This window comes from Paraburkholderia atlantica (assembly GCF_009362785.1).
In the GTDB taxonomy this organism is placed as follows: Bacteria; Pseudomonadota; Gammaproteobacteria; order Burkholderiales; family Burkholderiaceae; genus Paraburkholderia; species Paraburkholderia atlantica.
Map to the genome: position 1 here is coordinate 92,451 of NZ_WHNQ01000023.1, position 12,719 is coordinate 105,169.

At 62.7% G+C, this 12,719-nt stretch carries 14 protein-coding genes and 3 tRNA genes; 9 read left to right on the forward strand and 8 right to left on the reverse strand.

Annotation, left to right across the window (positions count from 1 at the left end; all coding sequences use genetic code 11):
* The first annotated feature begins 152 nt into the window (after nucleotides 1–152).
* From GCT19_RS27735 to GCT19_RS27745, 3 genes are all read left to right on the forward strand, one after another.
* Nucleotides 153–1,373 carry a Bcr/CflA family multidrug efflux MFS transporter gene (locus GCT19_RS27735; RefSeq protein ID WP_152853714.1) on the forward strand — a complete coding sequence of 407 codons (1,221 nt, stop codon included), beginning with the start codon at nucleotides 153–155 and terminating at the stop codon, nucleotides 1,371–1,373.
* Nucleotides 1,374–1,505: 132 nt separating this feature from the next.
* The gene (locus GCT19_RS27740; RefSeq protein ID WP_152853715.1) at nucleotides 1,506–1,736 is read left to right on the forward strand and encodes a hypothetical protein; all 231 of its coding nucleotides are present in this window, start codon (nucleotides 1,506–1,508) and stop codon (nucleotides 1,734–1,736) included.
* 75 nt (nucleotides 1,737–1,811) lie between these two features.
* Entirely contained in the window at nucleotides 1,812–2,216 is a 405-nt protein-coding gene (locus tag GCT19_RS27745) for a RidA family protein (protein WP_018434477.1), read from the forward strand.
* A 519-nt stretch (nucleotides 2,217–2,735) separates the two neighbouring features.
* On the opposite strand, the gene GCT19_RS27750 is transcribed toward GCT19_RS27745, so the two are convergent.
* From GCT19_RS27750 to rph, 6 genes are all read right to left on the reverse strand, one after another.
* A complete protein-coding gene (locus tag GCT19_RS27750; protein ID WP_152853716.1) occupies nucleotides 2,736–3,155 on the reverse strand; it encodes a DUF4279 domain-containing protein in 420 nt (139 codons plus the stop codon).
* 9 nt (nucleotides 3,156–3,164) lie between these two features.
* On the reverse strand, nucleotides 3,165–3,416 hold the full coding sequence (locus GCT19_RS27755; RefSeq protein ID WP_152853717.1) for a hypothetical protein: 252 nt from the start codon (nucleotides 3,414–3,416) through the stop codon (nucleotides 3,165–3,167).
* A gap of 161 nt (nucleotides 3,417–3,577) precedes the next feature.
* Nucleotides 3,578–3,667: transfer RNA gene (locus GCT19_RS27760), tRNA-Ser, on the reverse strand.
* A 55-nt stretch (nucleotides 3,668–3,722) separates the two neighbouring features.
* Nucleotides 3,723–4,952 carry a radical SAM family heme chaperone HemW gene (gene hemW / locus GCT19_RS27765; protein WP_321576883.1) on the reverse strand — a complete coding sequence of 410 codons (1,230 nt, stop codon included), beginning with the start codon at nucleotides 4,950–4,952 and terminating at the stop codon, nucleotides 3,723–3,725.
* On the reverse strand, nucleotides 4,949–5,611 hold the full coding sequence (gene rdgB, locus GCT19_RS27770) for an RdgB/HAM1 family non-canonical purine NTP pyrophosphatase (RefSeq protein WP_018434474.1): 663 nt from the start codon (nucleotides 5,609–5,611) through the stop codon (nucleotides 4,949–4,951). The genes hemW and rdgB overlap by 4 nt, the downstream gene beginning before the upstream one ends.
* Nucleotides 5,608–6,345, reverse strand: coding sequence for a ribonuclease PH (gene rph, locus GCT19_RS27775; protein WP_018434473.1), 738 nt, complete (start codon nucleotides 6,343–6,345; stop codon nucleotides 5,608–5,610). The genes rdgB and rph overlap by 4 nt, the downstream gene beginning before the upstream one ends.
* Nucleotides 6,346–6,682: 337 nt before the next feature.
* Here rph and GCT19_RS27780 point away from each other — a divergent pair, with 337 nt between their 5' ends.
* The 5 genes from GCT19_RS27780 (at nucleotide 6,683) to GCT19_RS27800 (ending at nucleotide 11,636) form a co-directional block, all read left to right on the forward strand.
* Nucleotides 6,683–7,606 (forward strand): YicC/YloC family endoribonuclease, encoded by a 924-nt coding sequence (locus GCT19_RS27780; protein WP_013090204.1) that lies wholly within the window; start codon nucleotides 6,683–6,685, stop codon nucleotides 7,604–7,606.
* A 17-nt stretch (nucleotides 7,607–7,623) separates the two neighbouring features.
* Nucleotides 7,624–8,307 (forward strand): guanylate kinase, encoded by a 684-nt coding sequence (gene gmk, locus GCT19_RS27785; RefSeq protein ID WP_018434471.1) that lies wholly within the window; start codon nucleotides 7,624–7,626, stop codon nucleotides 8,305–8,307.
* 60 nt (nucleotides 8,308–8,367) lie between these two features.
* The gene (gene rpoZ / locus GCT19_RS27790) at nucleotides 8,368–8,571 is read left to right on the forward strand and encodes a DNA-directed RNA polymerase subunit omega (protein WP_008921215.1); all 204 of its coding nucleotides are present in this window, start codon (nucleotides 8,368–8,370) and stop codon (nucleotides 8,569–8,571) included.
* Between the two features lie 99 nt (nucleotides 8,572–8,670).
* Nucleotides 8,671–11,031, forward strand: a complete 2,361-nt coding sequence (locus GCT19_RS27795; RefSeq protein ID WP_013090202.1) for a RelA/SpoT family protein — start codon at nucleotides 8,671–8,673, stop codon at nucleotides 11,029–11,031.
* 119 nt (nucleotides 11,032–11,150) lie between these two features.
* The gene (locus GCT19_RS27800; RefSeq protein WP_018434470.1) at nucleotides 11,151–11,636 is read left to right on the forward strand and encodes a phage protein NinX family protein; all 486 of its coding nucleotides are present in this window, start codon (nucleotides 11,151–11,153) and stop codon (nucleotides 11,634–11,636) included.
* 74 nt (nucleotides 11,637–11,710) lie between these two features.
* On the opposite strand, the gene GCT19_RS27805 is transcribed toward GCT19_RS27800, so the two are convergent.
* Nucleotides 11,711–11,787, reverse strand: a tRNA-Arg gene (locus GCT19_RS27805).
* A gap of 74 nt (nucleotides 11,788–11,861) precedes the next feature.
* Nucleotides 11,862–11,938 (reverse strand) — tRNA-Arg (locus GCT19_RS27810).
* A gap of 123 nt (nucleotides 11,939–12,061) precedes the next feature.
* On the opposite strand from GCT19_RS27810, the gene greB reads away from it, so the two are divergent.
* Nucleotides 12,062–12,631, forward strand: coding sequence for a transcription elongation factor GreB (gene greB / locus GCT19_RS27815; protein WP_152853718.1), 570 nt, complete (start codon nucleotides 12,062–12,064; stop codon nucleotides 12,629–12,631).
* The last annotated feature ends 88 nt before the right edge of the window (nucleotides 12,632–12,719 follow it).

Sequence of the window (12,719 nt, forward strand, 5' to 3'; positions counted from 1 at the left end):
TAACCGATCGATGGTGTTTGCGCCGCGCGGCGCTGCCTCGCGCACAGTCAGCGGGTTAACCGTCGCGTACAATCGAGCCGGTCAGCTGATGGCCGTTTCCGCTTCACCCGTTCCGCTGCCGATGCCGGCGCGGCGTTCCATCCGGATTTCCCATGTCTCACGTCGTCAAACGCCGGCCAGATGGCCGGCTGATTTTGTTGCTAGGCGCGCTGGCCGCGTGCGGGCCGATCTCCATCGACATGTATTTGCCGAGCCTGCCGACCATCGCGCAGGCCTTCGCGGTCAGCACGGGCGCCGCACAATCGACGCTGACGAGCTTCATGTTCGGCTTTTCGATCGGCATGCTGCTGTACGGTCCGCTGTCCGATACCTATGGCCGCCGGCCGATCCTGCTCGGCGGCATCATCATGTTTGCGCTCGCGAGCATCGCCTGCGCGCTGTCGATCTCGATCGGCTCGCTGGTCGGCTTTCGCTTCGTGCAGGCGCTGGGCGCGGGCGCGGCGTCGGTGCTCTCTCGTGCGATCGCGCGCGACGCGCACGAGCCGGGCGATGCGGCGCGCGTACTGTCGATGATCGCGATCGTTACGGCGATCGGTCCGCTGCTCGCGCCGCTGATCGGCGGACAGTTGCTGCTGCTGGGCGGCTGGCGCGCCGTGTTCGTCGCGCTGACGCTGTTCGGTTCCGTGTGCGCGGTGACCGCATTCCTGAAGGTGCCGGAGACGTGGCCGCGCGAGATGCGCGCGCAGTCGGCGCTGCTGAAGTCATTCGGCGCGTATGGCACGCTGCTGCGCGATCCGGTCGCGTGGGGGCACATGTTGTGCGGCGGCATGGCGTTCGCGTCGATGTTCGCTTACATCACGGCGACGCCGTTCGTCTATATCGAGTATTTCCACGTGTCCGCGCAGCACTATGGCTTCCTGTTCGCGCTGAATATCGTCGGCATCATGTTCGGTAATTACCTGAATACGCGGTTCGTCGGCCGGCTCGGGCCGGTGCCGATCATCTCGTTCGCGGCGACCGTGAGCTTCGTCGCGTCGCTGTTCGTGTCCGTCGTGTCGCTGACGGGGTGGGGCGGCTTGTGGTCGATCGTGTTCGGGCTGTTCTTCGTCGTCAGCGTGGTGGGCGTGTTGTCCGCCAACTGCACGACCGATCTGATGCATCGCTATCCCGTCAACGCGGGCGCCGCGGCGGCCGTGTTCGGCGCGGTGCAACTCGCGCTCGGCGCGTTGTCGAGCCTCGCGGTCGGACTGTGGCAGGACGGCACGCCGAAGGGCATGGGCATCGTGGTCGGCGTGGCGGGCTGCCTGTGCTTTGTCGGACGCATGCTCGTGATGCGCTGGAACGGGACGAAGTCGCCGGTTGCGGCCGTGTGAGCGTGCTGCGCGAGCGCTGTGAAAACGGCGTGAAAGCTGCTTCTCCGGAAAACACCTGGTGTTGCGCGCGCACCACCGTGCGTCGCGGTTTGCATTGCTATGATGAAGTCACTGTTCCTCGGAGCGGCAATCATGGCGATGAAAGACCTGATGAACGGCGAACGGCAATTTGCCGCATTCGCCGAAGCGCAACGGCTGGCCGACAGCGGCGCTTACTACGATTACACAGACATCGAATATGTGTTGCGCTTTGATCACGGGTTGACGGATGTATCGGCTCTGCTCGATAGCCAGCTGATGCATCGCGATCTGAATCGCCGTTGTGCGGATGCGCGCGAGAAGCTCGAGATGGCGGCTGCGTGATGCGTCGTGCGCGGGCTTGTGCTGAATGAAGCACGGCGATGAACCGCTCCGGGAATTTCACTTCTGGAGTGGTTGATGACCGATAGCACGCACGCCCCACGTTTGCCTCATACCGACAACCCAGCCGCGCTGGCGAAACCCGGCGGTCACTACAGTCATGTGGCGGTCGCGAATGGCTTCGTCTTCGTGTCCGGGCAATTGCCGATCAATGCGCAAGGCGACAAGCTCGCCGATGCGTCATTCGACGCGCAGGCCGAACAGGTTCTCGCCAATGTGAAGGCGGCGCTGGAAAGCGTCGGCAGCAGCGTCGCGCAACTGGTGCAGGTGCGCGTGTATGTCGTTGATGTCGAACATTGGGCTAGCTTCGATCAGATCTATGCGCGCTGGGCGGGTGAGGCAAAACCGGCGCGCGCGGTCGTGCCGGTGCCGCAGTTGCACTATGGGTTCAAGATCGAGGTTGAGGCGGTGGGGGTGGTTTAGTTCGGGGTGGTGTAAGCGAGTACCTGAAGCTCCACAGGCTTCTCTCGTTTTCGAAGCGGCAAAAAACAAAAACGCCGTCATTCCGCGAGCAGCAGGCCGCCTGTATTGCTCCCGCCGCGCTCACCTTCGAGGAGTCGGCGCGGGAACGTCATGGCGGACTCAAACCCGGCTGGAAGAAGGGGAAGCACGCCGCGCAGTGGATCAGCACGCTTGATACCTGTGTGTTTCCGAAGCTCTGCGGCAAGGCTAGCCGCACCGCCAGCGCATGCACGCCGTCATGCAATGGGCTTGGGCTCACGGTCACATTGCGTCCAACCCGGTTAGCGTGGTCGATCACATCCTGCCGAAGCGCGCCGATTCGGTGGAACAGCGCCGGCCGACGATGGAAGCGTGGGCCGTGCATGTTTGCGGCATAGAGGATTAATTCACAAGTGCGGCCCATAACACTTGCGCTGTGCCTTACAAGCTCTCGCAAAAAAGCCGACTCGCGAGGATCGGCTGGTGCATTCGAGCGAGGCTCTATCGATATTCATCAATCTCAACCGTGCCGCCCATCGCTTCCATCATGGTGCGAATATCGTCGGGCACATCAGGCACGCGGTCGCCGCTCTCGTTGTCCCAATAACAGAAGAAACGCATCTGTGCGCCAGTGCGCTTGAGCAATTCGGGCAGGTCTGATCGGGGCAATGCCAAGCGTTCGACCAGATAGCGGAGGTGAGGCGCAAGAAGATTGCTCTGAACATGCCCCTTGCTATCTACACTCCATACACCAATTCGAGCGGGGTACTTGCTAGTGCGCCCAGATGGTGTAGTCCGGAACTGCCCCCGAACGCTCTGCATGTCCGGTTCAACGCCAAAATAGTTTGTCCAGAATTCGGGTCGCTTCACGTCCTGATAGATAGTGAAAGAAGCATGTGCAAGTTGATGGGTCGTTACCATTACATTCCTTTAGGGTGCCCAACTGTGCATGTTGTCGATAATCACGCCATTAAACTCCACGTCTCCATCGTCATGCCAGATTACGTTGTTGTCGCCGCGCAATTTGTTGTACTGCTTCATAGCGTGAAGCATGTCGCTGAACGTGTTTTGCTGGTATCCAAGCATCTTGGCGGCACCGTGCGACAGGCAGTCCGTACATGGGCGACCGCCCAAAATCTCCACGGGTTTCGACGAAACAGAAAAAAGCGCCTGCGAGAACATTGCGGTTTTTCGCGCCCGTAGCGCGGATGCTCGCGGGCAGCAACCGTACCTCTCGTCTATGGTCTTTCTGGTCGCTGACGGCACTCGCACAGCGGATCATCGGGATAAGAAAAGCAAAAACCCCGTAAGTCGCTGAACTTACGGGGTTTTTCTTGGAAGACTGGCGGAGGCGGTGAGATTCGAACTCACGGAAGGATTGCTCCTTCGCCGGTTTTCAAGACCGGTGCCTTAAACCACTCGGCCACACCTCCAAGCCGCGAATTGTAACCTGGAAAGACTTCGCTGCCGAGTCCAGGCGAGTCGCCATCACTGCGGATCCTTCAGAAATAGCGCCTGCAGGTCGTTCAGAAACGCCTGCCCGAGCGGCGTCGGCGCGATCCGTTCATGGTCGCGCGTGATCAGCTTGCGCCGCTCCGCTTCCTGCAACGCGGGTTCGATCGTCGTGATCGACAGACCCGTGCGTTCGATGAACCGATGCACCGGAAACCCTTCCACCAGGCGCAGTGCGTTCAGCATGAACTCGAACGGCAGATCGCGCGGTCCGACCTCGTGCTCTTCCTGCACGCTTGCCCCGGCCCTGGCCTGCTCGATGAACGTGGTCGGATGTTTATAACGCGCCTGACGCACGATGCGATTCGGAAACGACAGCTTCGTATGCGCGCCCGCGCCGATGCCGAGATAGTCGCCGAAGCGCCAGTAGTTCAGATTGTGTTTGCTCTGCCGATGCGGCCGCGCGTACGCGGACACCTCGTAGCGCTCATAGCCGGCCTCGGCGGTGCGTTGATGAATCCAGTCCTGCATGTCCGCGGACGCATCGTCGTCGGGCAGCGCGGGCGGGAATTTGGCGAACAGCGTGTTCGGTTCGAGCGTCAGGTGATACAGCGACAGATGCGGCGGTGCAAACGACAACGCCGTTTCCACGTCGGCCTGGCATTCGGCGAGCGTTTGCTTGGGCAGCGCGAACATCAGGTCGAGGTTGAAGTTGTCGAACGTGGTAGCGGCGACTTCGACCGCGTGGCGCGCTTGCGCCGCGTCGTGAATGCGGCCGAGCGCCTTCAGATGCGTTTCGTTGAAACTCTGGATGCCCACCGACAGCCGGTTCACGCCGCTCGCGCGAAACTGCGCGAATTTGTCGGCTTCGAACGTGCCGGGGTTCGCTTCGAGTGTGATTTCCGCGTCGGCGTCAAGCGGCAGCAGCGCGCGAATATCCGACAGCATGCGATCGAGCCCCGCCGCCGACAGCAAACTCGGCGTGCCCCCGCCGATGAATACCGTATGCACCTGGCGGCCCCAGATCAGTGGCAAGGCCATTTCCAGATCGGCGCGCAGCGCGTCGAGGTAGTCGTTCTCCGGGAACGACTCGCCTTTCCACTCGTGCGAATTGAAATCGCAATACGGGCACTTGCGCACGCACCACGGAAAATGCACATAAAGCGCCAGCGGCGGCAGCGACGTCAAACGGATGCCGCCCGGGGACGTGAATGCCTTGACGACACCGTTGCCGATGTCCGCCGGCGTCGATCGGATCGGAATCACGCTTCCTCCGACAGGCGAGCGAGCAGTTGCCGCAGCGCGATCGCGCGATGACTGCTGGCGTTCTTGACCGCCGGCTCGAGTTCGGCGGCGCTCGCGTTCAGCGACGGCAGATAGAAGTACGGGTCGTAACCGAAGCCATGCTCGCCGCGCGGCGCGTCGAGGATTTCGCCATGCCAGCGGCCTTCCGCGATCAGCGGTTCAGGATCGTCCGCGTGACGCACGAGGGCGAGCACGCAGTAGTAATAGCCGCGGCGATCGCTCGCGCTCCGAAGTTCTTCGACGAGTCGCGCGTTGTTGGCCGCGTCGCTTTTTTCGCCGCCGGCGAGTTGCGCGAAGCGGGCCGAGTAGACACCCGGCGCACCGCGCAGCGCGCGCACGCAAAGGCCGGAGTCGTCGGCGAGCGCGGGCAGGCCGGTCAGCTTCGCCGCGTGACGCGCCTTGGCCAGCGCGTTTTCGACGAAGGTGGGGTGCGGCTCTTCAGCTTCCGGCACATTGAGTTCGCCTTGCGGAATCAACTCGATGCCGGCCGCGCCGAGTAGCGCCGCGAATTCGCGCAGCTTGCCCGCGTTGTTCGACGCGAGCACGACTTTTTTCAACGGCATGCCCGACGTGATGCCGTGAGCATCGTTCTCGCCGCCGTCCTGACGAACCTCATTCACTGCCGCACTCCCAGCGCTTCCTTCTGCTTCGCGATCAGCGTGCTGATGCCGTCGCTCGCGAGATCGAGCAGCGCATTCATTTCTTCGCGCGAAAAGGGCACGCCTTCCGCGGTGCCCTGAATTTCGACGAAACCGCCCGCGCCCGTCATCACGACGTTCATGTCGGTGTCGCACTGCGAGTCTTCGTCGTAGTCGAGGTCGAGCACCGGCACGCCGTCGTACACGCCCACCGAAATCGCGGCGACGTAATCTGTGATCGGCGAGCTTTCGATGCGGCCCGTGGCGAGCAATCTGGCGACCGCATCATGCGCGGCGACGAACGCGCCGGTGATGCTCGCGGTGCGTGTGCCGCCGTCGGCCTGGATCACGTCGCAGTCGAGATTGATCGTGCGCGCGCCGAGCTTTTCGAGATCGAACACCGAGCGCAGCGCGCGGCCGATCAGCCGCTGAATCTCCTGCGTGCGGCCGGTCTGTTTGCCGCGCGCGGCTTCGCGGTCGCTGCGCGTATGCGTGGCGCGGGGCAGCATGCCGTATTCGGCGGTGAGCCAGCCCTGGCCGCGATCGCGCAGAAACGGCGGCACGCTCTCGCTGACGCTCGCGGTGCAGATCACCTTGGTGTCGCCGAACTCGACCAGCACCGAGCCCTCCGCATGCTTCGTGTAGTGACGCGTGATGCGCACGTCGCGCAACTGGTTGGGCTGGCGGCCGCTGGGGCGTTGGGTGTCGTTGCTCATGTCGGAATGGGTCGCGTTGTGTGCCGAAAGGCCGGAAGAGGGGCGGAGGAAAAACCCTAATTTTACCGCCGATCGAATAGGGCGGTTGCCCATACGCATGGCACACAAGCTTGCGGGTGATGAATGCCGCATGAGCGCGCGACGGTCATCGCGACGACGAGCGGCTATCCGTACCGTGAAAGCAGCCGCGTGTCGGGCCGTATCCGTGCTCGCTCGCGAGCGGATGGCGCCGCCAAAAATGGGATAATGCCGGTTCCCCGCCCCGCGTCTCGTACACGCCGGGCGATCCGCTTCTCAGGCCATCGTCGAACGCATGGCCGCAATCGCGAGAAATACGATGATCTACAGCATGACTGGCTATGCGAGCGCTACGCGGGAACTCGTGGCGGCTTCGGGCACTGGCGGCGTCAGCGTGTCGGTCGAATTGCGCACGGTGAACTCGCGCTTTCTCGATCTGAACTTCCGCATGCCGGAAGACGTGCGCGTCGTCGAACCGACGCTGCGCGAAATGCTGATGAACAAGCTGTCGCGCGGCAAGGTCGACATTCGCGTGAATTTGCAGCGCAGCGAGCAGTCGGCGAACGCGGGCGCGATCAACCGCGATGCGCTCGCGCAACTCGCGCAGCTGGAACGCGCCGTGCTCGACACGTTTCCGGAAGCCGGCCGTCTGCGGACTGGCGAAATTCTGCGCTGGCCGGGCGTGCTCGCCGAAAGCGGCATCGCGCCCGAGACGTTGCGCGACACGGTGCTCGCGTGCGGCAAGCAGGCAATCGCGGACCTGATCGACGTGCGCGCGCGCGAAGGCGCGCAACTCGCGACGATGCTGCTCGGCAACGTCACCGAAATGGAAACGATCGTCACGAAGATCACGCCGCTCGTGCCCGAGCTGATTGCGCGGCATCAGCAGAAGATCGTCGAGCGTCTGCAGGAGGCGCTCGGCATCGCCGCGCCGGATGGGGCCGCGACGATCGTGTCGCGCGAAGAGATCAACGAGCGGATTCGCCAGGAAGTGACGATGTACGGCATTCGCATCGACATCGCCGAAGAGCTGTCGCGCCTCACCGCGCACTTGAACGAAACGCGTCACGTGATCGAGAAGGGCGGCAAGGTCGGCAAGCGGCTCGACTTCATGATGCAGGAGCTGAACCGCGAAGCGAACACGCTCGGTTCGAAGGCGGCGGCGAAGGAACTCGCGGATTCGTCGATGACGCTGAAGCTGCTGATCGAACAGATGCGCGAGCAGGTACAGAATCTCGAATAAGGCTGGAGCACTACATCATGACCGACCACCATCCACGCGAAGCCGGCGCGCCGCGCCATCCGTACGCCGGCGCCTATCCCGGCAATCTGTTCATGGTCGTCGCGCCGTCGGGCGCGGGCAAGTCGACGCTCGTCAACGCGCTGCTTGCGGGCGACGACGCGATCCGTCTGTCGATCTCGTACACGACGCGCCCGCCGCGTCCGAAGGAGCAGGACGGCGAGCACTATCACTTCACGACCGTCGAAGATTTCATGCGGCGTCACGACGCGGGCGAGTTTCTCGAAAGTGCGGAAGTGCACGGCAACTACTACGGCACGTCGCGCGTGTGGATCGAGGAGCAGATGAAAAACGGCCATGACGTGCTGCTCGAAATCGACTGGCAGGGCGCGCAACAGGTGAAGAAGCAGTTCCACAATGCGGTGGAGATTTTCATTCTGCCGCCGTCGCTCGAAGCGCTCGAAGAGCGTCTGAAAAAGCGCGGCCAGGACGAACCGAACGTGATCACGCGACGCCTGCTCGCGGCAGGCGGTGAGATCGCGCACGCGGCCGAAGCGGAGTACGTCGTGATCAACGAAAACTTCGATCGCGCGTTGGCTGAATTGCAATGCCTCGTCGGCGCGACGCGCTCGCGCTTCGCGTCGCAGTACGCGCGTCACACGCAGCTTTTCATGCAGCTCGGCATCCACCTGCCGCACCCGTGAGCGCGGCGTGCTGTCAGGCACATAAGGTAGAATAAGCAACATACTGAGAAGGAACCCAACATGGCCCGCATTACCGTCGAAGACTGCCTCAAACAGATCCCGAACCGTTTCGAACTCGCGCTTGCCGCAACCTATCGCGCGCGTCAGCTCGCGCAAGGCCACACGCCGAAGATCGAAAGCCGCGACAAGCCCACCGTCCTCGCGCTGCGTGAAATCGCATCGGGTCAGGTCGGCGTCGAAATGCTCAAGAAGGTGCCGGTCTAAGGCGCACGGATTTTCGTTTTCGACTTACCCGGTATTCGCCACACCGGATTGCTCAACGTGCAGAACTGTGTCCAACCCTGACCGCTACCGGAGGCGACCATGAGTGCTACCCCGCCCACCGCCACGGAAGCGGAACACGACACCGACGCACCGTCGTCTGCACGCAAGTACATCGACGCGGTCCTCGAGCAATCGTTTCGTCATCTGTTCGGGCCGACCGCCACGCCGGAGCAGCCGCGCCGGCATGACGTCGTCTCCATCGCCAATCTGACGTCCGCGTTGGCCGGCTACCTGCCGCCGGAAGAAATCAAGGACGTCAAGGCGGCGTTTCACTTCAGCGACGAAGCCCACCTCGGCCAGTATCGCCAGAGCGGCGAGCCCTACATCACGCATCCGGTCGCAGTCGCGGAAATCTGCGCGGGCTGGAATCTCGACGCCCAGTCGATCATGGCGGCGCTCCTGCACGACGTGATGGAAGACCAGGGCGTGACCAAGGCGGAGCTCGCCGAGCGCTTCGGCGCGAAGGTCGCGGAACTGGTCGACGGGTTGTCCAAGCTGGACAAAATGGAGTTTCGCAATCGCGAGGAAGCGCAGGCGGAGAACTTCCGCAAAATGCTGCTCGCAATGGCGCGCGACGTGCGCGTGATCCTCGTGAAGCTCGCGGACCGGCTCCACAACATGCGCACGCTCGGCGCGGTGCCGCCGGAGAAACGTCGCCGCGTGGCGCGCGAAACGCTCGACATTTACGCGCCGATCGCTCATCGGCTCGGCCTGAACAATACCTATCGCGAACTGCAGGACCTGAGCTTCGCGAACTTCAACCCGCACCGTTACGCGACGCTCGAGAAAGCCGTGAAGGCGGCGCGCGGTAATCGTCGCGAGGTGGTCGGCAAGATTCTCGAATCGGTGCAGCGTGCGATTGCCGACGCAAAGCTCGACGCCGAAGTCACCGGTCGCGAGAAAACCATCTTCAGCATCTACAAGAAGATGCGCGACAAGCAGCTGTCGTTCTCGCAGGTGCTCGACGTGTATGGTTTTCGCGTGGTCGTCGACAGCGCGCTCGAGTGCTACACCTGCATCGGCGCGCTGCATGCGCTGTTCAAACCGGTGCCGGGCAAGTTCAAGGACTACATCGCGATCCCGAAGGTGAACGGCTACCAGTCGCTGCACACCACGCTCGTCGGCCCGTTCGGCGCGCCGATCGAGTTCCAGGTGCGCACGCGCAAGATGCACGAGATCGCCGAGGCGGGCGTCGCCGCGCATTGGCTGTACAAGAACGGCAGCGCGGATCTGAACGACGTGCAAAAGCGCGCGCATCAGTGGCTGAAGTCGCTGCTCGACATTCAGAGCGAAGCGGGCGATTCGAGCGAATTCCTCGAGCACGTGAAGATCGACCTGTTCCCGGACGCGGTCTACGTGTTCACACCGAAGTCGAAGATCATGGCGCTGCCGCGCGGCGCCACCGCGCTCGACTTCGCATATTCGATCCACAGTGACCTCGGCAACCAGTGCGTCGCGGTGAAGATCAACAACGAGCTGTTGCCGTTGCGTACCGAGCTGAAGAGCGGCGACATCGTCGAAGTGATCACGGCGCCGTATTCGAAGCCGAACCCCGCGTGGCTCGGCTTCGTGCGCAGCGGCAAGGCGCGCTCGGCGATCCGTCATTATCTGAAGACGATGCGCCTGAACGAGTCGGTGCAGCTCGGCGAGCGTCTCGTCGATCAGGCGTTGAAGGGCTACGGCCTCGCGCTGTCGGACGTGACGCCGGAAGCGTGGGAAAAGCTCGTGCAGTGGACGGGCAACAAAAACCGTCAGGAAATTTTCGCGGACATCGGTCTCGGCCGGCGGGTCGCCGCGGTGATGGCCAAGCGCATCGAAGTGCTGATGAGCGGGCGGGACGCCGACGACGACGGCTCGCGCTCCGAATCCGGCTCGACGCCGCATGCGCCGCCGGTGGTCATCACTGGTACCGAAGGCATGTCGGTGCAGCTGTCCGCGTGTTGCCGTCCGATTCCGGGCGACGACATCATGGGCTATATCGGCATCGGCCTCGGCATGGCGATCCATACCACCGACTGCCGCGTCGCGCAGCGTATCCACCGGCGCGATCCGGGTCGCTGGATCGACGTCGCGTGGGCGCCGCAGCCCGGGCGTCTGTTCGATGTCGCGGTCAAGGTGCTGGTCAAGAACACCAAGGGCGTATTTGCCCGCGTAGCGGCCGACATCACGTCGGCGGACGCGAACATCGTCCATATTGCGATGGACGAAGATCTGTCGCAGGAATCCACGATTCTGCGCTTCGTGATTCAGGTCAGCGATCGTGTGCATCTGGCCAATGTAATGCGGCGCGTGCGCACGAACCCGGACGTCATGCGCATCACGCGTGAGCGGCCGAGTGAAGAAGGGCATCACCGCCACGACGGCGGCATGCGCATCGACCGCGAGCGCGCGGATTACTGAGCGGCTTCCGACTGGGCGTCGGCGCGGCCTGGACTGGCGCAGCACGCCAGCCAGGCATCTTTCGTGCGGCTCAGGATACAACTGAAGGCAAGTCTCACCTGAACCCGGGGAGAACGCAGATGAACGTATCCGACCTCGCTGGCGTGGCGCTCGATTACTGGGTGGCGCGCAGCCTGCACGACTTCGTGCGCGAAATCTACTTTACCGATAGTGGCGAGACTGTCGCGATCCGCGGCAACGATCGTGGTCGTCCGTGGGACGGGCGGTTCACGCCTTGCACGTCATGGGAGGCGGCTGCCGTTGTGCTCGAGCGCGCGATGCGCCTCGACGTGCGCGAGCAGAGCGAAAAAGGAGCGTTGTGCGTCGCGGAGTTCAAAGACGGCCAGCGAGCCTCGGAGGGCAGGGGCGACTCGCTGCGCATTGCTTTGCTGCGGGCGTTTGTCGCGAGCCATTTTGGCGATACCGTTGACGACGTGCTGCGGGAGCGCCAGGCACTGACAGGCATGCGGGCCGAGACGATCAGCGAGCAGACGGTAGGCGGGGTTGTCGAGGACTTGCCGCACCCGGACGGGCAGATTGGGGATATCCAGTCGCCGCCGCGTTGAGTTGCCGGCGCACGGGCACGGCTTGGGGCGTCAGAAAAAACAAAGGGCCTTCCGATTGGAAGGCCCTTCATGGATGGCGCGGCTGGCAGGATTCGAACCCACGACCCCTTGGTTCGTAGCCAAGTACTCTATCCAACTGAGCTACAGCCGCACGCAAAACGGTGATGCTTACTGCAAAAACCGGTGAAACCTGAGAACTCCCGGCAAGGAAGTTCTCGAATAAGGTGGCGCGGCTGGCAGGATTCGAACCCACGACCCCTTGGTTCGTAGCCAAGTACTCTATCCAACTGAGCTACAGCCGCACACAGAAACGAGATTATAGCCAACAGATTCGAAAAATGGAAGCCCATCACGGCGATTTGTGTCGCGAGCCCAATCGTGTAACCTTTTATCAGGTTGTTGCTAGCAGCTGTTAATGGATGATTATGAACAAGGCCTTTGTCAAAGAGTCGAGCGAAGACAACGACGACGATCTCGACGTCACCCAGCCCGACGTGCCCGCAGGCACCAAAAACTACATGACTCCCGCCGGTCATCGGCGTATGCGCGACGAGTTGCTGCATCTGATCGATGTCGAGCGGCCCGAGGTCGTCAAGCTCGTGTCGTGGGCGGCGTCGAACGGCGACCGCTCGGAGAATGGCGACTACATCTACGGCAAACGACGTTTGCGCGAAATCGACCGGCGAATCCGATTTCTCACCAAGCGGCTCGATCTGGCCGAGGTCGTCGATAGCAGCCGCCAGGAAAACGTCGATCAGGTGTTCTTCGGCGCCACGGTCGATTATGCGACCGAAGACGGCGAGGAGCATAAGGTGACGATCGTCGGTGTCGACGAGGTCGACCTGGACATTGGGCATGTGAGCTGGATTTCGCCCATTGCGCGTGCGCTGCTGAAGGCCAAAGTCGGCGATACGGTCACGCTATTCACGCCGGCCGGGCCGCAGCCGATCGACATTCTCGACGTCAAGTACCCGCCGCCAGATAGCGGCCGCTAGGCGCTGGCGGAGGCGCAGGCAAAGTCTGGCGAAAGACCCCTTCGGCGCGAACATAAAAAAAGGCGCCGCGAACGGCGCCTTCTCTACT